Origin of the sequence: Legionella genomosp. 1 (assembly GCF_900640215.1) — a bacterium.
In the GTDB taxonomy this organism is placed as follows: domain Bacteria; phylum Pseudomonadota; class Gammaproteobacteria; order Legionellales; family Legionellaceae; genus Legionella_C; species Legionella_C quinlivanii_A.
Genome location: NZ_CAAAJH010000001.1, coordinates 522,808 through 546,572, shown reverse-complemented (window position 1 = coordinate 546,572; position 23,765 = coordinate 522,808). Strand labels below are relative to the sequence as shown.

Sequence of the window (23,765 nt, the reverse complement as noted above, 5' to 3'; positions counted from 1 at the left end):
ATGAATTCGTATGCACTTCAATTCTTTTCTCGTCCTTATTGAGCAAACCTTAAAAACATAACTGCTCAATTAAATGACAGGATTCCTCAGCGCGAAGGCGGGAATCCATTCATCAATTGGCATTATAGCGAGCTCTGAGATGGTTCCCCGCCTTCGCGGGCTGAGGAATCCCCTCATTTTTCATTCAAAAAGTACGTTCCTTATCAGGTCAAAATGACTTTAAATAGTGTCGTTTCCGCGTAGGCGGAAATCCATCTTGCAAACAAAGTTAGGAATTACCTTGAGAAATAGATTCCCGCCTACGCGGGAACGACACGATAATAGACATGTTTCAGTAATTGTTAAGTCATCCGCTGACTATATAAAAATGAGGGGATTCCTCAGTTCGCGGGGATGACAGCATATAAGGATTAATAAGCGGCGATATCAATCGTTTTCATCTTGAAGTTCAGATTTTTTCCATGACGATTCACGGTTAAAGTAATGGGCTCCCCTACTTTAATGTCAATTAATAATTGATACAAAGCGTCATAATCTTTTACAGGATGTCCATTCAGGGCAACAATGACGTCGCCAAGTACTACCCGACCGAGGTGATCACGGTAAGTTGCTTTTAATCCTGCAGTGTCAGCAGGAGTATGTGGCAAAATGTCGCCAATTAATATTCCATTGGTGATTCCCAAGCGCGAAGCCACATTGGGTTCAACACGCTGAATCCCTATTCCAGACAGCATTACGCGTCCGTTTTTAATCAATTGAGGAACTATGCGCTCAATATCATCAGCAGGTACGGCAAAACCAATACCCGCTGAAGAACCTGAATTGGAATAAATAGCAGTATTCATTCCCAATAATCGTCCTTTACTGTCTAAAAGAGGGCCTCCTGAATTTCCAGGATTAATCGAGGCATCAGTCTGAATCATGTTGCGGATATTGACTCCGCCGGCACCAGGAACTTGTCTGCCCAGTGCAGAAATTACACCCACAGTAAGACTGTGATCCAGGCCAAATGGATTACCAATGGCCATGACTTTCTGGCCTACCAATAAATCAGTGCTGTGAGCTAACTGAAACGCTTCAAAGGTTTTAAGGTATTCAAGGGCCTGAGGAGAGCTAATTTTTAAAACGGCAATATCCTTACGGGGTTCAACTCCTACCACTTTGGCAGGAACGGTCATTTTACCCAGACTGACTCTTAAGCCATCTGCACCATTGACCACATGAAAATTGGTCACGATATGCCCCTTGTTATCCCAGATAATCCCTGAGCCAGCACCTGCGGGAACGCTGCTACGCTCAAAGGAATGATTCACAACCGTCGTCAAACGATGAACATACACTACCTTCGGTGAAAATTTCTGGAAAATTTCCACGGTGTTTCGTTCATTGGGTAATAATTCCTCAACGTTAGCCGCATTTGCCTGCGAGAAACTTAAGCTGAGTAAAGCTGCTGCGAGTAAAACTTTAACTTTCATCATCAAACTCCATACCAATTGCACCTGAAATTTTTTTACGAATACCTTGTCTTGCTAATAACTTCCTGATTACTGGCTCTGGAAAATCGGTAATCGAAATAATATTTTTACTGATTAACAGTTCGATTAAATCTTCCAATACACGAATTAGCTGCAGGTCTGACTGAATCAATTTGAATTTATGCTCTCCGTCGCAGCGGTTAAGAAACTCGACTATTTCCGGATTTTCCAAATCAACAGCCTCTAACCCAGGCATTGACTTATCAAATAGAGCACAGATCTCTCCCTTTTCATTCCTTTTGACATATACCATTTACTGATTCCTTTTTATGTAATGTACCGAATTATGCATAATTTTCTCGCAATTGACAAATAAAAATCCATTATGGAGACTATTAGTATTATGAACAATATGAGGGTCGCCTGGTTAAACATAACCAGGCCGATGATAGAGGGATGCTAAATTAAGGATTCCAGCTTTCTTGCAGCAGATTTAAATTGAGGTTTAAACGGGGTATTAATGTCTGGCTCTGGGCCATTGAGACTACCCTCAATATCAGAGACATTCCCTCGTTCAGCAGCTTCTTTCGGCGCCTGCGCTGCGGCTAACCCGGAAGAAGGCTTGAATAATCCCAGAATGTACTGAATAGGCGAGGCGAACAAGGATTTAAATGTTTGAGTACTGGCATCGATACTGTCTTTCGCAATCGCTTCACTGTCTTCAATATGCCTTATATACACTTTTTCCAAAACATTGGTGTGTTGCTGGTATAAATTGTCGAGATGCTCATTTTTAAGCTTCTCCTGATCAACCAGATAATGTTGTAATTCTGCGTGCGAATCCCATAGCGTAGCGCGTCTTTTCTGCAATTGTTGCAATTCACTGTCATAGAATGACAATTCGCTATCCATTTCAGCTTTTAATTTATTGCAAAGTTCCTTTCTTTCCTCTGATCCGTTTCCTGCCATAATCGCCGAAGTTTCTTTCATAGTAGCCTGGGCATAACGCTCAATTAACTCGTATTTTCTCTTTAATATTTCTTCAATTTTCTGATCAAGGTATTGAATGGCATCTTTATTGTTTCCTAACATCTGATAGTGCGAGTCAAAGCGCTTGAAATCAACCATCTGATTTCTGAGCTTCTCGAGTTCCCTGGCTTCCTGATTCAGAGCCCTCTTTTGCGCTTTATCATTCATTTCCTTATCGCGGCTAAGAATAAGCTGTCTGATAAAAGCTGCCAAACCGGAAATAACCCCAAATACGGTTGCGCATATTATGGCGATAGTTATTGGTTCCATAACAGGCTCTCCTTAATGCAAATGGATCAATTGCGTGTGAACATTTACCATAAAATAGCGGCTGAAATCTTCAAAACTGTCAACTTCTGGCCATTGCTCAGAGCTTTCACACATTCTCAACATCTCGGCCTCGAAAACAGGGCGATAATATTGTTTTAAGAAGGGTTTAATATCCGTGAGATTTTCGAAATTTTTAACGATCACAGTCGCATTTTCCGCTAATTGAGCAAGGTTAATATGATCGAGAACTTCAATCAGATCACTTTGTTCATCAACAGTGGATCGCATCCATTTCAGCAAGACAGAGCGAGGTTTAACACGGAGCAATGACTGACCATTTTCCATAGCTGGCTCCATCAGAACAATTTGCGAATGCAATTCAAATTTAAAGCAGCATAAAAAATCGAGAAAACTGCCCTCAATTTCATTACGCGCATCCTCCCCTAACCAGCGGCTGATTTCATGGCGAAACATGAAAGTGAAATGGCGTTCGATCTCATCCAGAGTCGCTTCGTCATCTTTTTGCTTCCTGATAACATAGGCTGTATTATCAGTTTGCAACATTTTTAAAGAAGGTAAGTCTACTTCTGGTAATTGTGACGCTAAAAAAGACAAAAATAGTTTTGTGGGTTTTAATATGACTATTTCCCATTGGCTTGGGCGCATGACGCTCTCCTTGATTTATTCCGAACTCATCCTGAGTACTTCTTTAAAGCAAAATCAACGTCTATTTTCGTAACTCACCAGGTACGTCATCCTGAGCGTAGCGAAGAATCTCAGACTGAAGTTGAGACGATCCACAACCTGGGGAGTTAGCTATTTTCTTCCATTTTTAATGGAGAAGACTATCAGATTACCTTCGTAAAAATTTAATATCAAGCCTATTTCAAAGCTTAGTTTCAGTTTTTTTTCTTTAATAATCCTTGACAGCAATCAATGAATCGTTATGCTTCACATTTTTACAGTATGATCCTCATATGAATCTTTTCAAGAAGCTGGCAACAGGTCTTCTCAGTACAGTAATAGTCGTTCTTTTGTCTCTCTGGCTTCTTACAAAAGCCATCAGTGCTGAGAGCATCCGGGATTACGTGAGTAGCCAATTATCAATTTTAAGTCATGAACCAACCACAATTAAAGGGAACATAAGCTGGCAATTATTTCCACAACCAGGAATCAGGATAAGCAAGGTAGAAATCGGCAGTGACAGGCAGGCTGATTTTCATGCAATTCTGGATAATCTTGTTCTTAATCTGAGAATAACCCCACTGTTAAGAGGTACTCTGGTTTTTAGCGAATTTAAGGTGGATGGATTTACTGCTGACGTATCTACAGATCACCTCCCTGCTCCTGCTGAACACTCCAAAACGAAGGATAGCAAGTCGGGTACAATTCTGACAGAACATTTCGCAATCGATCACTTTATGCTGAGCAAGGGACTTGTTAAATTCCACAGTTCAGATAATGAACTGATCTTCTCCAATATCCAAATGGGTACAGAGAGTTTAAACTTAAATGATTCATCCTTCCCTTTACAGTTTAAAGCAGCCCTAAATCTTTCCAATGCAGGAAATCTCAAGGGCCGCGCGCAAATCCAGTTTAAGGGAAGCACACGCTTTTCCCCCACCTTTTTAAGTAACCCACTCGCCAACTGGCAATCTCTTTCTCTTAACGGGCAATTGCTATTACAGGATGTTTTGCTTAATAAACTTTCGATAAATCGCATTCAGGGCAGTGCTTCCCTAAAAAGAAAAATGCTAAAGATAACTCCCCTTACTCTTAGCCTTTATAAAGGAGAGTCGGTCGGCGATTTGAATTTTAATTTTGAAAATCATCAATTGAAATTTAACCAGACTGCTGCCGGTCTGGACTCCCAAAAACTGTTCAATGACCTTCTTGGTGAAAAAATTGTCAGAGGAAAGCTCGACTTTTCTTTGCATGCAGAGGCTATTACTAATGTACCATCGGCTTTAAATCTTAGTATGGCAGACGGAACGATAATGATAAAGGATGGAAGAATCGACACGGTTAACCTGCATCAGGTAATTGAGCAAGTGAGTCAGAAGATCGATCAGTTATCGTCAATGAAGACGGATAATCTTAAAAATATGCTGGACTTTGAGCAATTCACCGGACTGATGAACAATACAGGATTTACCCCCTTTAAGCTGCTTTCGATGAATTACAAGTTAGCTGAAAGCCGGCTGCGGACTGATTCGATTATTTTACAAACGGATAAGCTTCATCTTAAAGGCAATGGGAATCTTAGCCTCACTGACTACAGCTTATCGGCTGAACTTTTAACAAGCGTCTTAAACGCAACTGGCAAGCTTGAAGAAATCCAGCAAATGCTGGGTGGCAACTTTCCTTTACAGGTTAAAGGAACTCTGGTGAAGCCACTGATTTCGCCTGACATTAAAAAAGTAAACGCACAACTGGGAAAATACTGGTTAATTAACACAGTCGCTCAGCCTGTAAAAAAATTGAAAAACCAATTTGAATCGATGTTTACCCGATAACTATGGATAAAAAAACACTGGCAAATCATTTTGCAAAACCCCTTTTAAGTTGGTTTGACCAATACGGAAGAAAAAACTTGCCATGGCAGCATCCGCGCTCAGCATATCGTGTGTGGATTTCTGAAATCATGTTGCAGCAAACGCAGGTGAAAACGGTTATTCCCTATTTTCTGCGTTTCATGGAGCGCTTTCCAACTATCCAGTGTTTAGCTAATGCGCCAGAAGACGATATATTGGCGCTATGGGCAGGGCTTGGATATTACAGCCGAGCAAGGAATTTGCACCGATGCGCGCAAATCATTGTTCGGGAATTTGCCGGTGAATTCCCGCCTGATTTAGTTAAAATGATGGAATTACCGGGTTTGGGCCAATCAACAGCCGCAGCTATTTTGTCTCAGGCGTTTAATTTGCCTCAGGCTATACTGGATGGTAACGTCAAGCGCGTTTTGGCTCGATATTTCATGCTTTCCGGCTGGCCGGAACAAGGCGCTGCCAAAAAACAGTTCTGGTATTATGCCGATTTGTGTATGCCAGATGAGCGCTGCGCTGATTACACGCAGGCCATTATGGATCTGGGGGCAACCTGCTGTACCACAAGAAATCCCCAGTGTGGCAACTGTCCTTTGGTGAAAACCTGCAAAGCGTATCAGGCTGATGCTGTGAGTAACTTTCCGGAGAAGAAACCCAGAAAGCGCCTGCCTGAAAAACTGGAGCAGTTTCTATTGCTGCATAATGAAAGGGGCGAAATTTATCTTGAGAAAAGACCTTCTCACGGGATCTGGGGCGGGCTCTGGTGCCTGCCGGCAATCGAAGCAGATGCCAGCCCTCATGCTTACATCAAAGATAACTATTCGCTGGACTGTCTGCAACTCACTCCCCTTCTTCATATAAGGCATAGTTTCAGTCATTATCACTTAAACATTCAGGCCATGGCGTTAGAAGTACGGGGCTCTGTGCTTTCTGTCAGTGAAAAACAAGGTGTCTGGTATAATAAACATGGATTGAGTCAGCTTGGACTGGCCAAGCCTGTGAGCTATATTCTGAAGTATTTTATCCAACAGTCCTGAATTACTTATTCAAAAGAAAACGTAACTCCCCAGGTACGTCATCCTGAGCGTAGCGAAGGATCTCCAACTGCTTAGAACTGAGCCAGATTCAAGAGATCCTTCACTGCGTTCAGGATGACGTTGAGACGATTGGATTGAATTAAAATCAAACTTATCCTCAACCTGGGGAATTACAAGAAAACTCTTCCTCATTCAAATCAAGCTCATTATCATTACTGGTTTTTTTCAGTATCGCTATCCCCAGGAGTATCAAGGCTGTTAGCAGTAACACGATTTCACCAGAATACAGCTTTTGAACTGGAATATCTTTCCATTTTGCCAGCAGATAATAAAACAATACGATCACCACACCGGAGACGCTGTTAAACAAAGACTGAACGCGTCCCTGGAAATCCAAAGCCGTCATTTCCTGCGCCAACGTGGTGAGTAAGGCCCAGGAGGAAAAGGACAATCCGATCAGGAAATGATAGAAGATGGCTAAATGGATATTTGAAGTATGGCTGAATAAATAAAACCCAACTACTCCTGCCAGAATTTCAGCGACAATGACTTTAAACATTGAAAACATCGAAGCCAGCCAGGGATTGAAAAATCCTCCCAGTATGATCCCCAGTGAAAGCATTGCTTCAAGCCAGCCAAATTGAGTTACATTACTATTTAAAACAGTCTTTGCATAAGGTGCCAGTAACACCGGTGCCGTCATATAGGAAACAAAAAATAATCCTTGCGTTAAATACAGTAATAGTAAGGTTCGGCGCGCTAAAATATAGCGTCCTCCATCTATAAATTGTCTGAAAAAAGAGGTCCTCTTTTTCTCTTCATTGGATTTTTTTACAAAAGGAATCCCCAAAAGCAACAAAGTTGCCATTACATAGCAAACCGCATTTATCGCAAAACATCCCGCAAAGGACGAGCTGGCCAATATAAATCCGGCGCCTCCCATGCCGGCCACAGCTCCCAATTCATAGGCAATATCAACCATCGCATTGCCGGCCAGTAACTCCTCTTCATTGACCAGTTCTCTTACGAAACTCATTGCTACAGGAATATAAACTGCCAACAACGTGCCAATCAGTGCGGCAAGTATATAGATTGAAAGCGATGTCATATGATCATTAGCCAGATAGGCAAAACCAAAAAGAACCATTGCACGAGAGCCATTGGCCATAAGCAGCAAGGTTTTTCGGTTCCAGCGATCCGCCAGGACACCAAAGAATGGGCCAAGCAATACATTGGGCAACCAGAAACAAGCCATTAATATTGAAGTCGAGACAACAGAGGTATCAAAACGCATCAGAGCCCAGACCATGATGATATACGTTAAGCCGTTACCGAACATTGCCAGCATACAGCTTAATGTAAACCGTCTGAACTTCGCATCGCTCAACACGCGATATTGATTGGAAAACATAGTAACACCTGGATGAAATCCCAGAGCCAAACACCTACCCTGGTTCGTTATTAAAATTATTAAGCAGGCTATTCTAACATAAAAGCCTACTATTTGAAAACTATGTGTACAATTAGACCATAAATAACCCTTGCAGGCATCAGAACCATACCTGGGAGATTCCACAAATGTGCTGGCAGCTATTGTCTTGCCTGTTAATTAACGTATCATCATTACATTAATCTTTTTGAGTCTGGAATATGTATCATTTTTTTCTGCTGCTCATTAGTTTTATTGCCTTGCTTTGGTCTGCTAATCATCTGGTTGTGGGCGCTTCAGGCATCGCTCACTATTATAAGTTATCCCCGCTTTGGATTGGTTTTTCCCTGGTTGCTCTGGGAACGTCTGCGCCCGAAATAGTGATTGCGGTATCCGCATCTCTTGATGGCTATACAGACCTGGCGGTTGGTAATGCCGTTGGTTCCAATATTGCAAATATTGGATTAGTGTTGGGTTTAATTGCTTTACTGCGGCCTTTAAACGCCCAGTCGAGCTTTCTCAAAAGAGAATTTCCCTTATTATTCATTGTAATGCTGTTCGCATATTCGCTAATGCTGGATGGCTATCTCGGGATCCTCGATAGTTGTCTGGCCTTAATCGTCTGTCTGATTTTTACCGCCTATCTGATAATATCTGCACGCGAATCCTCTCATCAGCGTCATCTTACTGATGAATTCTGGCGGGCAAGGCTGCGCCAGCAAAGCCTGAAACACCATGTCGCTATGCTGATTGTGGGTTTGATCATCCTTCCTTTCAGCGCCGACCTCCTTATTACCAACTGCGCCCAGTTTGCCAGAGACATGGGAATGAGTGAATTGCTGGTTGGTTTAAGCATAGTTGCTATAGGCAGCAGTCTCCCCGAACTGGCAACCTCGATTGTCGCTGCCAGTAAAGGGGCCGATGATATTGCTATTGGCAATATCCTGGGTTCAAATCTTTTCAATCTGCTGGCAGTAATGATCTTTCCCGGCATTATCCATCCATCAGCAATTAGCCATGCCATCATCTGGCGAGATATGCCCGTCATGTTATTGACCACTTTACTACTATTCTGGTTCAACATGCGTCATAAGAAAAAAATTACTCGCTGGCATGGCGGGTTGTTAATTCTGATTTATTGTTCTTATATTTTATCGCTGATTATTGCTGCGACTCGTTAAATGGCTCACTAGTCATCACGAAATTTTTGTCATTGCCGCAAAGGCGGGAATCCATTCCTCAATTGGCATTATAGCTCGCTCTGAGATGGATCCCCGCCTTCGCGGGGAGGACAGTTTAATATACATTTAACGCTATCAGGGATGACTGTGTGTATGTGTGTGTCCATAATGCTCATCGACAGGAGGCATCTGATGCGCACATCCATGTCCTAAAAAGGTAGATCTGGCACCATATCCACCGACCGTATAGACTTGCGGCAGGGGATGACCATGTCCATGGTGGTGGTTGTGAGTATGAGTAGGCTGGGGAAAGTTATGATGCGGTGGAACATGGTGTTGTGAGTGGACATGACCTGAAGAAGGTACCTGCCCATGCGGTGTAACATGTCCATGTCCCTGTGCTGGTGGTTGATGCCCGTGTGCTTTTTTCATGTAAAACTCCATCTTAATTTATGAGGTTGCTGAACCGATATACAGTCAACTCATCCATAATACAGAGATCTTGTTTAACACTGAAGTCTTTTTGTTTGGCTTTATCCTCAGCCCAGGCGAAGCGCATCTACCTACACTGTATTTCTATCTGATTCGATCAATGTGAAGGCAACTCTGCCTTAATCCTGGCCTTCTCCTGCTTTCTAGCCCATCGTTTTTCCTGCCAGGTCTGCAGCAGCACGTAAAAGACGGGAACAAAGACCACTGCAAGGCAAGTAGAGGCCAGCATACCGCTGCTGACGGCAATACCGATAGAACGTCTGGCATTGGCTCCTGCACCACTGGCGAATACCAAGGGCATAACGCCCATGATGAAGGCGAATGAGGTCATAAGAATAGGCCGGAATCGGGTTCTTGCACCGATAACTGCCGATTCAAGAATGGACTTTCCGTGTATATGCCGCTGCTCATGCGCTACTTCAACAATCAGAATGGCATTTTTGGCAGCAAGCGCAATCAATAATAACAGGCCAATTTGAGTATACATATTATTGGCCAGTCCGAGAGTAGTTAATGCGATGACAGTTCCAATCAGTGTCAATGGAACGCTGAAAATAATGGCGGATGGCGTCAGCCAGTTTTCATACTGTCCGGCAAGAATTAAATAAACAAGCACCAGCGACATGGCAAAGATAATATAACTTAAATTACCAGCAATTTTTTCCTGATAAGCAGTACTCGTCCATTCGTAGGAAAGCCCGGCTGGCAATAAGTTTTTAGCCATTTCTTCCATTGCCTGAATACCCTGCCCCGAGCTGAATCCACGTGAGGCCATGCCATTAATGCTGCTTGAAGGATATAAGTTGTAAAGCGAGATTAGGCCTGGCCCAACAGCCCGGTCAATATCTGTCAGGGTGCCTAAAGGAACCATATCCCCTTGTTTATTTCTGACATAATAATTGCGTAAATCATCAATCTGCCCTCTTGAGCCCGCATCAGCCTGCACATAAACGGGAAAAACTTGCCCAAACTTGGTAAATAAATTGACGTAACTTGATCCCAGATAAGTTTGCAGCGTTCCAAACGCATCCCCTACTGTAACCCCTAAAGATTCCGCTTTGGTTCGATTAATGGGGGCGGCTACCTGTGGAACATTTGCCCTGAAGGAGGTCATCAGGTTTTGCAATACCGGATCATGATTGCCATTATCAATGAGATGATCGGTCACACTTTGAAGTTTCTGGTAATCAAAACTGCCGTCCTGTAACTCCACCTGCATTTGAAAGCCGCCAGACAAACCAAGACCCTGAATAGGCGGCGGAACGACTACCAGGAGTTTTGCGTCTTTGGTTTTTTTAGCAATGTCATTTAATTTGGTATATAAAGCCAGTAAATCCTCATCTTTTCCTCTGAGGCTCCAGTCCTTAAACATCACGTACAAAACGCCGGCGTTGGCCAGATTGGCGTTGTTATCGAGGAGAGAAATACCGTCAATACCAATCACATTGTCGATGCCCCCAATTTTGGAAATTTCACTGCTTAAGCGATTTAATACCTCATCCGTTCGCCCCAGGCTCGCACCATCCGGCAGTAAAACACTCAGCACCAGATAGCCCTGATCTTCAATAGGAATAAAACCGGTAGGTATACGTGTTAAACCAAAAATGGCAACCGCCACTAATAATGCGCCCACCATGCAAACGGTTTTACTATGATGGACCAGCCGGTCAATAAAACGGCAATAACGCTCCTCGATAGGATTGTAAACGCGATCAAAGGCTCTGAAAAAAACATTTTTCTTCTTGTCAGGATCTATCGGTCTTAGCCATAAAGCACACTGGGTGGGCTTTAAAGTCATAGCATTGATGGCGCTGATCAATGCGGTTACAGCAATAACCAAAGCAAACTGGGCATACATGGCCCCTGTTAATCCAGGCATAAATCCCGCAGGAACGAAAACAGCCATCAGCACTAAGGTAATACCAATGATTGGGCCAAATAATTCCTTCATGGCGATGATGGAAGCCTCTTTGGGACTTAGGCCTTTTTCAATATGCTGCGACACGCCCTCCACAATAACAATCGCATCGTCCACTACGATACCGATAGCAAGGACAATCGCAAACAAGGTCAGGAGGTTGATAGTATAACCGAGTAACATCATGCCGAAGAAAGTGCCTATTATCGTTACCGGTACAGTCGTCGCTGGAACCAGAGACGCGCGAAAGTTCTGCAGGAAAACGACAATCACTATCAATACCAAAATACCCGCTTCAAAAAGCGTTTTGTATACTTCCTCAATAGAGGCTTCGACGAATACTGTCGTATCGAAAGGAATAGAGTATTGTAAACCCGGCGGGAATTTCTTCGCCATTTTAGCTACAGTGGATCGCACTTCTTTGGCCACATCAAGGGCATTGGCACCTGGTAATTGGAATATCCCAATGGCCGCAGCCGGTTTTCCATTGAGTTTAGCCAACTGGCTGTATGTTGATGAACCCAATTCGACCCTGCCGACATCACGAATCCTTACCACCTGGGCCGAACTACTGGCGTTCGCATCTTCATCGGGATCAGTATCGACTGTTTTGATAATAATATTGGCAAACTCTTCAGGATCAGTGAGTTGCCCAGGCACATTCACTGTGAACTGATAGGATTCTTTCCCAAGAACCGGAGGCGCTGCGACCTGACCTGCCGAGACGTCCTTGTTTTGATAGCTGATCGCGTTTAAAACGTCACTGGGGTTTAAAGAATAGGCCATCATTTTCTGGGGATCCAGCCAGACGCGCATCGCATAGCTTCCTGATCCGAAAATAATCACATTACCCACGCCTGGGAGGCGAGCCAGTTCATTTTGCATATTGATGGTGGCATAACTGTCAAGAAACAGGCCGTCATATTCATTATTTTCAGAGGTGAGCGTAATAAACTGTAGAATGGCGGTTGATTTCTGCTGAACAAGTACGCCCTGCTTTTGAACATCCATAGGCAATTGAGCCATTGCCGCCTGTACACGGTTTTGCACCAGTACCTGGGCAAAATTTAAATCTGTTCCAATAGCAAAGGTAACAATCAGATTATAGTTTCCGCTATTGGTGCTTGTAGATTGCATATAAAGCATATTTTCAACGCCATTCACCTGCTGTTCAATCGGCAAAGCAACGGTGTTAATCAGTGTCTTGGCATCGGCTCCAGGATAAGTTGTAGTAACCTGAATTGTCGGAGGAACAATCGCCGGATATTGAGCGACTGGTAAAACAACAATGGCAACCAGCCCAATAAAAACTATTAAAAGCGCAATAACATTTGCCAGTACTGGACGCTCAATGAAAAATTTAGAAATCATTTCTTTTTTTTCTCACTTCTTGATTTGAGATTACCTGCGTTTAATGAACGCTTTCCACAAAGGAACTATCAGCGGAACTTTGTGTTCTGGGATCCACTTTAGTTCCGGGAGTTGCGAATTGTGTACCGGTAACAATAACATTATCCTGAGGGCTTATTCCCTTGAGAATGGCCCGCTGCCCTTCTTCAATACTTCCTATTTGAATTCTTGCCATTTGCACCAGATTCTCTTTATCAACAACAAGAAGGTATGCGCCTATTTGGTCATATTGAATGGCTGTATCGGGTACGGTCAGCTGCATAGATGGTTTCTTAACAGGAATTCTGACTTGTACAAATAAGCCGGGAACGAGAGGATAGTTTTTATTCGGAAGCAGTGCTCTGAACTGCATTGTTCCGGTCGAGGCGTTTAAACCCGTGTTGACGAAATCCAGTTTCCCCTCATGTGGAAATCCTGTTTCATTTTGCATACGCACAAAAACTGGAACCGTATTAAGATTATTCGCATTAACTCCTTTGCTTTTTCCGGCCTCTCTTAATTTGATTAAATCAAGTTCGTTCAAATTGATATAGACATAAATTGGATCAATTTGCTCGATTGTGGCGAGTTGAGTGGCCTCGCCATGTCCCACCAGATTCCCTACGTCAACCAGATGACGTCCAATTCGCCCATCAAAAGGGGCGGTTACATGAGTGTAACTATAATTAATTTCTGCTGAATTGAGATTAGCTTCAGCTTTGGCAACTTCCGCCTTGGTTTCATCACGTCTGGCGCCCCATTTTTCCACATTTTTCAATGAAGTGGCATTTTCTTTATACATCTGCTGCTGACGCTCATACTCAGCTACCGCAAACGCATAGGCAGCTTTCTGGGCTGCTAGGCTGGCTTTGGCTTCATCTACCTTGTCCAGATAAGGCTGCGGCTCAATAATAAACAAATCAGTTCCCTTTTTTACAAATGAGCCATCCACGAATTTAATCGCATCGAGATACCCCTCGACCCGTGCCACCAGATTGACAGAGTTAAAGGCAACCGTATTACCTGTCTGGAACACATAATCTCCCATTTTCATGGGCTTTGGATGCTCAACATAAACGACCGGAGTCGGGAGTACCGGAGTGTTTGTTTTGGACTTAAAATGGCTATATAAATAAATAATTAGCAGAACGGCGATTATAAGGGCTGCTATTTTTAGCTTTTGTCTCTTCTCAGAATTCATCGCTATCACCAATTTGGAAGATAAAGTTGTTTTAAAACATCCATTTGCGTATTTGGCCTTTGGTGGTTTGGCTGTTTCAGCAAATTACCCCAATCGGTTCTTTCGGCCATTTGTTGCTTGATATAATTGGGCAGGATGTCATTACAGCCTCTGATTTGCCAGCCCCCGCCTAAAGAGCGATAGAGTGCAATTAATGATTTCGCAACTTCGCCCTGCGCATTAGTAAGCGAGGTTTCAACTCTTAGCTGTTGACGCTCAGCATCTAAAACGGTTGTATAGATCGCTTCACCTTCTTTGTAGCGAACCAGGGCTAACCTGGTAGAGGTTCTTGCTGACTGATCCGATTGCTGCAGAAAATAAACTGATTTTCGGCTTTCGATATAACGGCTGATATTATCCTGTACTTCCTGCTGTGCCTGTAAGACCAGATTAATATACTTAAGAAGCGCTTGTTGAAAAGCCGCGTCCTGCACACGCACTGCGTTGGTAATCTGACCATAATTTAACAAGGGCCAGGTCAGCGAAGGACCTGCTGTAATACTGCGATTAGACCAGTTGAACAGATCACTTATAGAATTACTCCCGATACTATTCGATGAAAATACAAAATTTCCGGTTAATGTAAGTGCTGGAAACAAATTCGCTTTAATTGCGCCAATTGCTTCGGACTGGGCAATAGCCTCCATGCGGGACTGATAAATATCGGGCCGTCTTACAATCACCTCTCGAGGGATCCCGACAGATACCTGAGATGGTGCCCGGGGAATACCGCGGCTTTTGCTGATCAGCGGATTCACCTGGGTAGGCACAGTGCCTAAAAGTAATCCGAGAATGTCTTTCTGGTGCTGTAATTCACTCAGCAGTTTGGGCAAACTGGCCTGTGTTTCAGTCAGCTGGGTTTCTGCCTGCTGTACATCCAGCAAACTGGTTTGACCGCCCCGATATCGCGCTTTTGCAATTTTCAAACTGGTCACTTGCAGCTGAATATTTGCTTTTGTAACTGCAACCTGTCTTTCAAGAGTACGAATATTGACATAGGTGTCCGCAATATCGGCAGTTAAGGTGACTAACGCATTGTCGTAGGCCGCCAGTGAGGCCAGAAAAATTGCATCATTGGATTGAATTGCTCTTCGGTATTTTCCCCAGAAATCAAGTTCCCAGCTGGCAGTAAAACCGAGCGAAGCGGTTTCAAAACTCGAGGGAAGCACGGTCTGCAGTTGGCTGCCGCCAATTCGGTAATAGGTGTAATCACCAATCATGGCCTGCTGTTGGGGATACAATTCGCCAACTGATTGCGCCAATTGTGCTCTTGCCTGCAGAACCCTTACGCCAGCGATTTGCACGGAGAGATTATTTTGATAGCCTCGCTGAATTAACTCCGTTAAAACAGGATCCTTAAAGATATTCCACCAGTTTGCAGTTTGGGCAGGACTAGCTTTCACTACGGGGCTGTTCTGTATCCAATAGCCAGCTACAGGCTTTGGCGGCTCTTTATAGTCCGGACCCACCATGCACGAACAAAGTATAAGGCAGAAAAATATACAGCAATATTTGAACATGGAAGCAACAATATCCCTATAGCTAAGTAAGCCTGTTATCCAAGCTCAAAATATAAGTCCATATTATCTATGAATTAGCTAATGAGCAAGCTCCCTGGTTAATTAGTTAATGCCCAAAGACAAAGTACAGCTTAAAGCCTGAATGGATAGCAAAAAACCCATATTGAATAATTTATTCACAGAATGTATACTTTGCACTTTAGTTGTAACAGGTAAACATTGTGAAAAGCAAAAAAGAACTTCGCCAGCAATATAAAACAGTATTAAAACAAGCAAAAGCTTTGAAAAATGGAATGCAATATACCAAAGCTGCTCAGCTATGCGACACAATATTGAGCAATCCTAAAGTGCTGAACACATTTCCGAAAATAGCCACTTCGGCAACAAAGATCAAGGAAGAGTCGACAAGCCTTGAAATTAGAAAAGCCATCGTTATGCGCAACATCGGACGATTTGCCGAGGCCATCCAAGTCCTGGAACAATTGAATCAAACCACTGTTTTAAGTCCTGATACCGCTCAAAAAATCCTGCAATTACAGGAGGAGACTTTTGCTGAAGCAAATTTAAAAATCAAGGGCATTTTTACATCCAAAGAGACAATTGATCAGACAATACCTCCAACTGTGCTATGTAAGGAGAGCTATCTTGCGGAAAAGAATGAAATATTTGCACAGCATTCTCTTAAAATGAAAGAGAGCTTTTCAGCACGTGTTGACTGGGTCCTGCGTCTGATTCAGTTTCTTAAACAACACATGCTGAAAGCCAACGATACTTTTCCCTTTATTAAGGAAGAATTCTTGCAGCAGAATGCAGCGGGGGCTCAAAAGCGCTTCTCATTTATGGGTAACATAACACTTCCTTATTTTTCGGGTTATAGAAATGGGATTTCAATTCTTATGCAACGCATGTGTGATCGTGCATTTAGAAATGCAGCGAACGATTATTACCTTGAGGATTCAGTTGATATATTACGTATGCTCTTTGAGACAATTTATCGCTTTCCTCGTAATGAGCGCGGACTTCTGACAAAATATTTACCCTGGGGAGAACACTCCTGGTATCTCTTGGATTTTTTTAGTGCCATTTTTGCTACAACTGATCTTTGCTTTATTAATGATGGTTTTGAAAATGGATTATCTATCGCACCTTTTAATTTCGATGGTGACATTGTAAAGCAAAAACAATTGATTCAATTTCATTCTGTAATGCTTACATTTCGTGCTCTGGTTAAGCATAGCGTTACTGATATTCTTACTAAAGATTTGGAAGGCTTGTCTGTCTTTTTTGAGCAGGTAAAAAATCATCTTTCATCTGGCACTCCCCTTATCCCAATGGAAAAGCCTGAGAATCTTGAAACACTGCTCCGATTTAGCAAGCATAGTTTTCTTTTACTTAAACTTATCGCTTTGCTGCCGAGAAATTATGCTAAATCCACTTACAGCCTGGAAGTTATCCAGGAAACCGGCGTCTCTCTTGATACGATTGAATCAGTTGACAAGCAAAAATTATGTGAATGGCTAGCTAATAAGTCAGAACCGATTACTCCCATTGATAAGTTTTTACCTGCCGATAATAAAACACCTGAGCCTGAAGCTGAAAAGGTACATCCTATTTGGTCCCAGTCCCTTTTGGAATCGACTCAAAAAGCTACCAAGGGACAACAACTCACATTATGTGCTATCAAGGATAGCAATCAGTTAGCTCCCCATACACGCTTCCAGATACTGGGTTTTGATGATTTCAAAAGTATTAAAAATCGATTATCGCTTTTGCGAGTACTGGAGATGACCGGTGAATTTTTTATGCCCAGAAATTGGGGAAATAAGCAAAAAACACTGGATATTATCGACATCGATATGGTTGGGAAAATCAGAAGCGCTCTTTCGCATCCTGAAGAACGAGAGTATTTGTCGGTTATAAAAGATTTAGAAAAAGATCCAGTTCTCCTTGAGCAGCTTCATAATGAATTAATGATTTTCAGTGGCTCGGTTTATGAACTCGTTGTGTCACGCGAAAGTGAGTTGGATTGGCAAGTAGAGGATACCAGCTCAGGATATGATGATTGGAAAGATGCTATGGATTTGTATTGGCAATCCATTAAAAAGCATTACTCTCTGGATAAAAAAACATCCCCTCACATTCTTGCCAAGCCACTTTTGGAAGAAAAAGAGCGCGATACGCTATTGGGACTGGTACTCCCTGCTCATCATGAAATGCTTAAGGGCTGCCTTGCCAATGACGTCAGTTTTTTCTTCGACCATAAAAAATCACCCCTTAATCTTTTTGACGAGATTACAGCTAATCTATCCTCTACAGATAAGAAACAGAATGCAGATAAAAGGCAAGTAAAGAAATTATTGACGAAAGCCGATAAAAGCTACAGAGCCTATAAAAGCGATTTTGAAACTAAAAAAAGAAAAGAAGATACGCTTAATAATCAACGTATTAAACAAAATCAGGCCGATGCTATGACCAATTTTTACCCAGGTATTCTTCAAGTTGCACAAACATTCTGGAAAGCCCAGACAAATGACTCCAATGATCTTTCAGAAATACTGGAAAAATTGATCGATCGTCTTGATCTACTCACTGCCTTGCTGGAAGAAGAAAATCTCGATGATGATTCACTTCGTGAATTTCAGGAATTGTTACATACCAGAATTAAGGATGATATCCGTTTTTCACAGAGTATTGCCTATTTGCTTGGTCAGATTATCTCTTGCATCAATAAATTATCCAGCCTTTGTGATTTAAGTCTGATCAATCAGACATTACATGATAAACTGGGAGATCTCATTTCTTTACGTAATGCGCTTGAACATTCCGACCCATTTGTGGAGAGTTCCGTCACTTCTTTCTATAATATGTTCAGTCCTCTTACACAGCTAATGGCCTGCACCGTCGGAGAAATTGTTTTCTATTTTAATCCGGACATAAAGGACTTTCAGACGAGATTAAAAATTCAATTTCCAGATATGGATTTCGAGGGATTAACCTCTGCGAGCTCCAGCTTTTCTGGCAGCACCAGTAGTCTGCCATCGCTTATAAGTCCAACTGGTTTACGGGTTAAGCAAGAGAATGCACTCCGTCTTTCCGGTTTTGTTTTTGCACAGGAAGAAGTCAGAAAGTCTCCTTCTCCTGAGGGAATGGATGATTTTTTTCAGGCAGAGGACGATCTGGTACTTATGAACCTGAACGAAGAACTGGAAAAAGAAGAGAAAGAACAACCTCCCGTCAGTCTGACACGATCAGGATCGGAGTTTTATCGTATGCGTTTTTTCGAGAGAGAATGTACTTCGCCCACTGCTGTTTATGCTGATGATGCCGAGTATCAGGCAGACTCAGATGCGGAATTTGATATATTTCAAACTTCTGAACGACCTAGATAGAGTTTTCTGAATATCATTCGCAAAAATCCTGATTCAGCATATACTTGCCTATAAGTAATGCTGAATCACTAGTATGAGCAAACTCAATTTTTCCTGGATCCCTTTGATTATCGGCGCAAGCAGCGGTCTCTTATTGGTCCCGCTTTTCGGCTTTGCTGCCCTATTAATTAATGTTTATCTGATAGCTCCGGAGAGTTCCAGTACCAGCTCTCTTTTTTTTCTTTTGGCGTTTTCCTATGCTGTTGCCATGTATTTCACGGGCTTTATCAGCGGCCGACTTTACTCATCAGGAATACAAAAGCAGTATTTTGGGTTTATCATTGGCTTCCTTGCCTGGTCTATAGTACTAATAGTGCTTATTATACTTCTAAATAACGGTATTCAATATTCAAACGCTCACTACAGGACAATCAGCATACGAATAGTTCGTACCTCATTAGAATTACATGATGGTTTCTCAGTCTCGCATGGGTATATCAGTATGGTTACGCTTGAACCCAAAGCAAGCTTTCTGACCTTTTTTTACGGCGCCTTGTGCAGCAGCCTTGGAGGCTATCTGGGTTTTCAGAAAAAACAGAAAAAGCAGGTTAAGTAATGATTATCATGGTGCTTGGCGCAACCGGTTTTGTTGGAACTCATTTAACGAGAAAACTCTTAAATGAAGGGCATGAGATCCATGCAGTTGCCAGGACAATTGAGACAGGTCAGGCACTGTTTCCCTCAGCCACTCTGATAGAATGCGACTTTGCAGTACAGCAAAACCTCGAAGAGTGGATGTTACGCATGAAAAATGTGGATGTAGTCATTAACTGTATCGGCATATTTTATCATCGAAACCCATCCATAGTCTGGCAAATTCATTTCAATTCTCCCCGTGTTATTTTCGAGGCAGCTTTAAAAGCCGGGGTAAAAAAAATAATTCAGCTCTCTGCTCTGGCAGTCGAACACTATGATTCAGAATATGCCAAAAGCAAACTGGAGCTTGATAATTATTTACTAACACTACCTGTTCAATCGCTGATTTTCAGACCCTCATTTATTTACGGGCCTAGTTCAGAGGGAGGCATGGCCTTGTTAATGACAATGGCCTCTTTTCCGGTTATCCCACTGCCAGAAAAGGGCGAGCAGCTGCTACAACCTATTCATATCGATACATTATGCACCGCAATTTCAAACATGGTTTCTTTACCTCCCGGCCCATCTCACGTTTTAACGGCAGTTTCTCCTACAGCAATATCACTAAAAACAATTCTGGGCTGTTTACGCCACTGGCTTCAGTTACCAAAAAGTATTTTTGTTCAAGTCCCAATGGTATTAATTAAGACAATGGCCTGGTTCGGTAATTTCAGTTCCTCATCAAAAATTAATTCCCCGGCTATCAGCATGTTGAGTCGTAATAATATAGCGACAGCCGAAGAGACTTCAGCTTTTTACCAGATTACAGGCGTCAACCCCGAATCCTTTAAAGAAGGGCTTGAAAAAAAACCAGGTACCGATGGAGAGCGCTGGCAGGCACGATTAGGATGGCTAAGACCATTGCTTCGTCTAAGTCTGGTTTTTATGTGGTTCGCCAGTGCCTTGACCAGCGCATTCTTTGCCCAGGAAACATCCTATCTAATTTTAAAGCAGGCCGGAGTTCCGGACACGTTGCAATCCCTGCTGTTGTTTGGTGCCTCCTTTATTAATTTTCTGCTTGGACTAGGGCTATTATTCAATTTCAGGACGCGTAGCAATTGTAAGGTTCAGCTGCTCATTATTGTTATTTATACCTTAATCATCAGCGTTCAATTGCCTCATTACTGGCTGGAGCCTTTTGGCTCCGTTGTAAAGAATATCCCGATTATGGTTGCCATCCTTATTCTCTATTTCACTGAGCCTGTCTCATCCGCTCATTGAGAAGGCGTTGCCCCTTTATTATGCAGTTCAGCTGAAACCTCATCGCTACTTTCAGGACCCACTATTTTTTCGCCTGCGGATTGGAATACCCCTTTATTCATTGACTTTGCTAACAATCCACTGGCAGGAACCTGAACAGAAGTAGTCGTCGTAGTTGTAGTGGCTGATGGCTCGCTTCTCGGATGCTTTCTTTTTAATACTAATTCTTCCTCAGAAGAGCTTTCTTTTGAATCATAGGATTCTTTTTCCTTTTCTTCTTCTGAAAATCGGCCCCATTTTCCTCTTCTCCCCCCTGCCATATTCAGTGATGAAAGCCCTGGTTCTGATTGAGTACTGGCCTGAAAAGTACCTTTAAAATATTTTTTAAATTCTTTTTTAGTAATATCCACTGGGAAATCAATAATATAATTATCATCATCTGAAGATAAATCGAAGCTGTCTACATTGATTTCCGGGATAACCGTCACATCAGCTCGCCAGCTTCTGTTTCTTTTATCTATAAAGTTAGTCATTTCCTTTAAAAAAATACCCATATCTTTTTTATTGATTGTAACCGATATTCCTACCGGCTCTTTATAGAGGCTGGACTGCCTATAGTCATCTAAATCCTTATACATTTCACTAAATTTAATTGCCTCTGTTTTGCTATGAAAAACCACCCCTCTATCAAGTTCATCCTCTGTGACATCGTCATCTGTTACGATATAAACCCTGGAATAAGGCAAAGCCCCATGCAAATCAACTGCTTTTCTCAATTCATTTTGACCGGATACCTCGACAAGAGTATTGAAACGACAATCTTTATTTTTCCCGACATTCCCAATGCCATTATGGACTTCTTTTAGTGTATGCATAGCATAGTTGGATAAGGACATTGATTGATTGGGGAGATTCCTGCTCATTCCTGCACCTGCCAGTAAAAATGCGGGTACTGCCTTTGCGCTTTTAGTCAGCATGGAGAAGGAGTCCTGAAAATCTGATTGACGGTAACGCCTGCGGGATGTGTTGGTATTAATCCAGTCTTTTCTTACATACACTTCCATGATTTTCATAATCAGCTCCCTACCAATTTTTCTCCTTCTTTAAGTATAATTTAGATTTTGTATTGATCTATCTGCATCCAATTTGCGCAGCCACAAAGAAAAGTTACATCCAGCAGCAAATTAAAATTATGAGGTTTAAATTTTTAAATTGTAATCTATACTTAAAAAGTAGACCGGAGAGGTTTGCGAAATGTATCTTCTGTAGAGGAAGTTGTTTGGAAATTTCGTAGGTTACTCTTTCATATACTCATTCATCTTCTACAGTTTAAACTTTAAGTCATGTAAATAAGGAGATTTACAAAATGAAGATTATTACTATAGCCTTTGCAGCCTTAGCTATGTTATTCAGTGCAGCTTCCTTTGCTGATAAAGTGGTTATTACTGGTTCCCCCGTAGTGTTAGAGCAAAAAGGTAATGTGTATTATGTGCCTGAAACCTATAGTGCTACTACTGACTATAATTATGTAACAATCGGTGGAACGAATCGCGTTTGTTACCTGCAACAACAACCCAACCTTGCGTCTCTTAACAATGAAGTAATTAACGTTGAAGTCGGTGGAAAACAAGTCCAATGGACCTGCTATGCCTATGATGAAACTTATTTTACTACTAATTAAGTTGAGTTAACTAAATAATAGCGGTTTATAACCGCTATTATTTTTGTTACGTCTAGTATTGAGCTGTCGCATCACTGGCCGGAAATGTATCTTCGATTGTTTCATCCAGTTCTTCTTCTGTTTTGGGTATAGGATCTTCTGCCCTTCTGGATTTGTTCTCATCAGACTCTGGAATAACTTTCTTTTTTTCTCTATTATTTTTATTAGCCATGAGGTTCTCCTTAAACTGTTTCTCTTATTCTAAGTATAGACCCTCACTAAAAAGACCGAAATTCTGAATATTCTCTCCAGGGTAAATCCTCCCTGACACAGTCAGTGACCTGCGCAAGACTTGGGCCCTGTTTTAACCAATGATAAAAAGACTCCAGTTTCTCATTGTCCCCACAGGCCATTACTTCAACCCGGCCATCGGCCAGGTTACGGGCCCAGCCCTTAATGCCTAATTGTTCGGCCTCTTCTCTGGCAGAAGCCCGAAACCATACACCTTGAACTTTACCTGATATAAAACAGTGAAAGCAGGATACTGACATCGTTTTACTCTCCTCAAAAATTGCACCATAACAGTGAAACATTACTACTATCTCAAAAACTCCTCTACAATTAATAATGAATGATGAGAAAAAATCTATTTTCCATTTCGCTTAATAATAAACTTTACAATGGAGGTAGGACCCCATGAAACTTCCTATCAATGTTGTTTTTAGAAATATGGATCGTTCATTAACCGCCGAAGAAAAAGCTATTCACCTGGCAGAAAAGCTGAATCGATTTTATCAGAATATAACTCGCTGTGATGTAGTGATTGAATCTGAGCATCGGCATCATTATAAGGGCAACCTCTATCATGTACGAATTGATCTGACTCTACCCGGCTCTGAATTGGTGGTAAGCAAAAGCCATGGTGATGAACATGCGCATGAAGACGTTTATGTTGCTATCCGCGATGCTTTTAACGCGATGAAACGGCAACTTCAAAGCCATATAAAAAAGGTTCGAGGGCATGTCAAGCATCACCAGACTGCACCTCAGGGAAAAATTGCCGAAATTTATCCACCTGCTGATTATGGATTCATCGAAACCATTGACGGTCGCCGAATTCGCTTTACCAGCGCCAGCGTTGTTTCCTATGATTTTGAAAAACTTGAAATTGGTGATGTTGTAAGATTTATAGAAGCAGAAGATGCCATCGCCCCAGCCGCCAGCACCATCCATGTTGAGAAACGCTTCACTGCGGAAGGATAAAAATATACAAGGGAGTTCGCTCTTTTATCCTCTCTCCCCGCCAATAAACTGT

Annotated in this window: 20 protein-coding genes; 8 read left to right on the top strand and 12 right to left on the bottom strand. The window is 42.2% G+C overall.

Translation table 11 applies throughout. The features are described 5' to 3' along the window. Positions 1–410: 410 nt before the first annotated feature. The 4 genes from E1O89_RS02230 to E1O89_RS02215 all read right to left on the bottom strand — a co-directional run bounded on the left by E1O89_RS02230 (position 411) and on the right by E1O89_RS02215 (position 3,440). Complete coding sequence (locus tag E1O89_RS02230) at positions 411–1,475, bottom strand: S1C family serine protease (protein WP_133138757.1); 1,065 nt, start codon at positions 1,473–1,475, stop codon at positions 411–413. After that, positions 1,465–1,788 carry a hypothetical protein gene (locus E1O89_RS02225; RefSeq protein ID WP_133138731.1) on the bottom strand — a complete coding sequence of 108 codons (324 nt, stop codon included), beginning with the start codon at positions 1,786–1,788 and terminating at the stop codon, positions 1,465–1,467. The genes E1O89_RS02230 and E1O89_RS02225 overlap by 11 nt, the downstream gene beginning before the upstream one ends. A 146-nt stretch (positions 1,789–1,934) precedes the next feature. Continuing rightward, a complete protein-coding gene (locus E1O89_RS02220) occupies positions 1,935–2,774 on the bottom strand; it encodes a hypothetical protein (RefSeq protein WP_112218530.1) in 840 nt (279 codons plus the stop codon). Between the two features lie 12 nt (positions 2,775–2,786). After that, entirely contained in the window at positions 2,787–3,440 is a 654-nt protein-coding gene (locus E1O89_RS02215) for a hypothetical protein (RefSeq protein WP_112218531.1), read from the bottom strand. 311 nt (positions 3,441–3,751) lie between these two features. Here E1O89_RS02215 and E1O89_RS02210 point away from each other — a divergent pair, with 311 nt between their 5' ends. Continuing rightward, positions 3,752–5,290: an AsmA family protein gene (locus tag E1O89_RS02210; protein WP_133138730.1), complete on the top strand. Its 1,539-nt coding sequence runs from the start codon at positions 3,752–3,754 to the stop codon at positions 5,288–5,290. Positions 5,291–5,292: 2 nt separating this feature from the next. After that, complete coding sequence (gene mutY, locus E1O89_RS02205; protein WP_133138729.1) at positions 5,293–6,357, top strand: A/G-specific adenine glycosylase; 1,065 nt, start codon at positions 5,293–5,295, stop codon at positions 6,355–6,357. A gap of 157 nt (positions 6,358–6,514) precedes the next feature. Here the strand turns inward: mutY and E1O89_RS02200 are convergent, their stop codons facing one another. Beyond that, the gene (locus tag E1O89_RS02200) at positions 6,515–7,768 is read right to left on the bottom strand and encodes an MFS transporter (protein ID WP_133138728.1); all 1,254 of its coding nucleotides are present in this window, start codon (positions 7,766–7,768) and stop codon (positions 6,515–6,517) included. A gap of 239 nt (positions 7,769–8,007) precedes the next feature. Here E1O89_RS02200 and E1O89_RS02195 point away from each other — a divergent pair, with 239 nt between their 5' ends. Next, positions 8,008–8,967 carry a calcium/sodium antiporter gene (locus E1O89_RS02195; protein ID WP_133138727.1) on the top strand — a complete coding sequence of 320 codons (960 nt, stop codon included), beginning with the start codon at positions 8,008–8,010 and terminating at the stop codon, positions 8,965–8,967. 135 nt (positions 8,968–9,102) lie between these two features. On the opposite strand, the gene E1O89_RS02190 is transcribed toward E1O89_RS02195, so the two are convergent. The 4 genes from E1O89_RS02190 to E1O89_RS02175 form a co-directional block, all read right to left on the bottom strand. Then, positions 9,103–9,399, bottom strand: coding sequence for a hypothetical protein (locus tag E1O89_RS02190; RefSeq protein ID WP_133138726.1), 297 nt, complete (start codon positions 9,397–9,399; stop codon positions 9,103–9,105). A 157-nt stretch (positions 9,400–9,556) separates the two neighbouring features. Then, positions 9,557–12,748: an efflux RND transporter permease subunit gene (locus E1O89_RS02185; RefSeq protein WP_133138725.1), complete on the bottom strand. Its 3,192-nt coding sequence runs from the start codon at positions 12,746–12,748 to the stop codon at positions 9,557–9,559. Between the two features lie 40 nt (positions 12,749–12,788). Continuing rightward, positions 12,789–13,967, bottom strand: a complete 1,179-nt coding sequence (locus E1O89_RS02180; RefSeq protein ID WP_133138724.1) for an efflux RND transporter periplasmic adaptor subunit — start codon at positions 13,965–13,967, stop codon at positions 12,789–12,791. Positions 13,968–13,972: 5 nt separating this feature from the next. Beyond that, positions 13,973–15,526: an efflux transporter outer membrane subunit gene (locus E1O89_RS02175; RefSeq protein WP_133138723.1), complete on the bottom strand. Its 1,554-nt coding sequence runs from the start codon at positions 15,524–15,526 to the stop codon at positions 13,973–13,975. A gap of 221 nt (positions 15,527–15,747) precedes the next feature. On the opposite strand from E1O89_RS02175, the gene E1O89_RS02170 reads away from it, so the two are divergent. The 3 genes from E1O89_RS02170 to E1O89_RS02160 all read left to right on the top strand — a co-directional run bounded on the left by E1O89_RS02170 (position 15,748) and on the right by E1O89_RS02160 (position 20,811). Then, positions 15,748–18,915, top strand: coding sequence for a hypothetical protein (locus E1O89_RS02170; RefSeq protein ID WP_133138722.1), 3,168 nt, complete (start codon positions 15,748–15,750; stop codon positions 18,913–18,915). Positions 18,916–18,988: 73 nt separating this feature from the next. After that, entirely contained in the window at positions 18,989–19,510 is a 522-nt protein-coding gene (locus tag E1O89_RS02165; RefSeq protein ID WP_133138721.1) for a hypothetical protein, read from the top strand. Beyond that, on the top strand, positions 19,510–20,811 hold the full coding sequence (locus E1O89_RS02160; protein ID WP_133138720.1) for an SDR family oxidoreductase: 1,302 nt from the start codon (positions 19,510–19,512) through the stop codon (positions 20,809–20,811). Before E1O89_RS02165 ends, E1O89_RS02160 begins: the two co-directional genes overlap by 1 nt. Here the strand turns inward: E1O89_RS02160 and E1O89_RS02155 are convergent. After that, positions 20,805–21,863 (bottom strand): hypothetical protein, encoded by a 1,059-nt coding sequence (locus E1O89_RS02155; protein WP_133138719.1) that lies wholly within the window; start codon positions 21,861–21,863, stop codon positions 20,805–20,807. The genes E1O89_RS02160 and E1O89_RS02155 overlap by 7 nt on opposite strands. A 293-nt stretch (positions 21,864–22,156) precedes the next feature. Between E1O89_RS02155 and E1O89_RS02150 the strand changes: the two genes are divergently transcribed. Next, a complete protein-coding gene (locus E1O89_RS02150) occupies positions 22,157–22,471 on the top strand; it encodes a hypothetical protein (RefSeq protein ID WP_133138718.1) in 315 nt (104 codons plus the stop codon). Between the two features lie 52 nt (positions 22,472–22,523). On the opposite strand, the gene E1O89_RS15375 is transcribed toward E1O89_RS02150, so the two are convergent. Next, positions 22,524–22,682, bottom strand: a complete 159-nt coding sequence (locus E1O89_RS15375) for a hypothetical protein (RefSeq protein ID WP_165483033.1) — start codon at positions 22,680–22,682, stop codon at positions 22,524–22,526. Between the two features lie 46 nt (positions 22,683–22,728). Next, positions 22,729–23,001: an acylphosphatase gene (locus E1O89_RS02145; RefSeq protein ID WP_133138717.1), complete on the bottom strand. Its 273-nt coding sequence runs from the start codon at positions 22,999–23,001 to the stop codon at positions 22,729–22,731. Between the two features lie 145 nt (positions 23,002–23,146). Between E1O89_RS02145 and E1O89_RS02140 the strand changes: the two genes are divergently transcribed. Further along, positions 23,147–23,713: an HPF/RaiA family ribosome-associated protein gene (locus E1O89_RS02140; RefSeq protein WP_112218546.1), complete on the top strand. Its 567-nt coding sequence runs from the start codon at positions 23,147–23,149 to the stop codon at positions 23,711–23,713. The last annotated feature ends 52 nt before the right edge of the window (positions 23,714–23,765 follow it).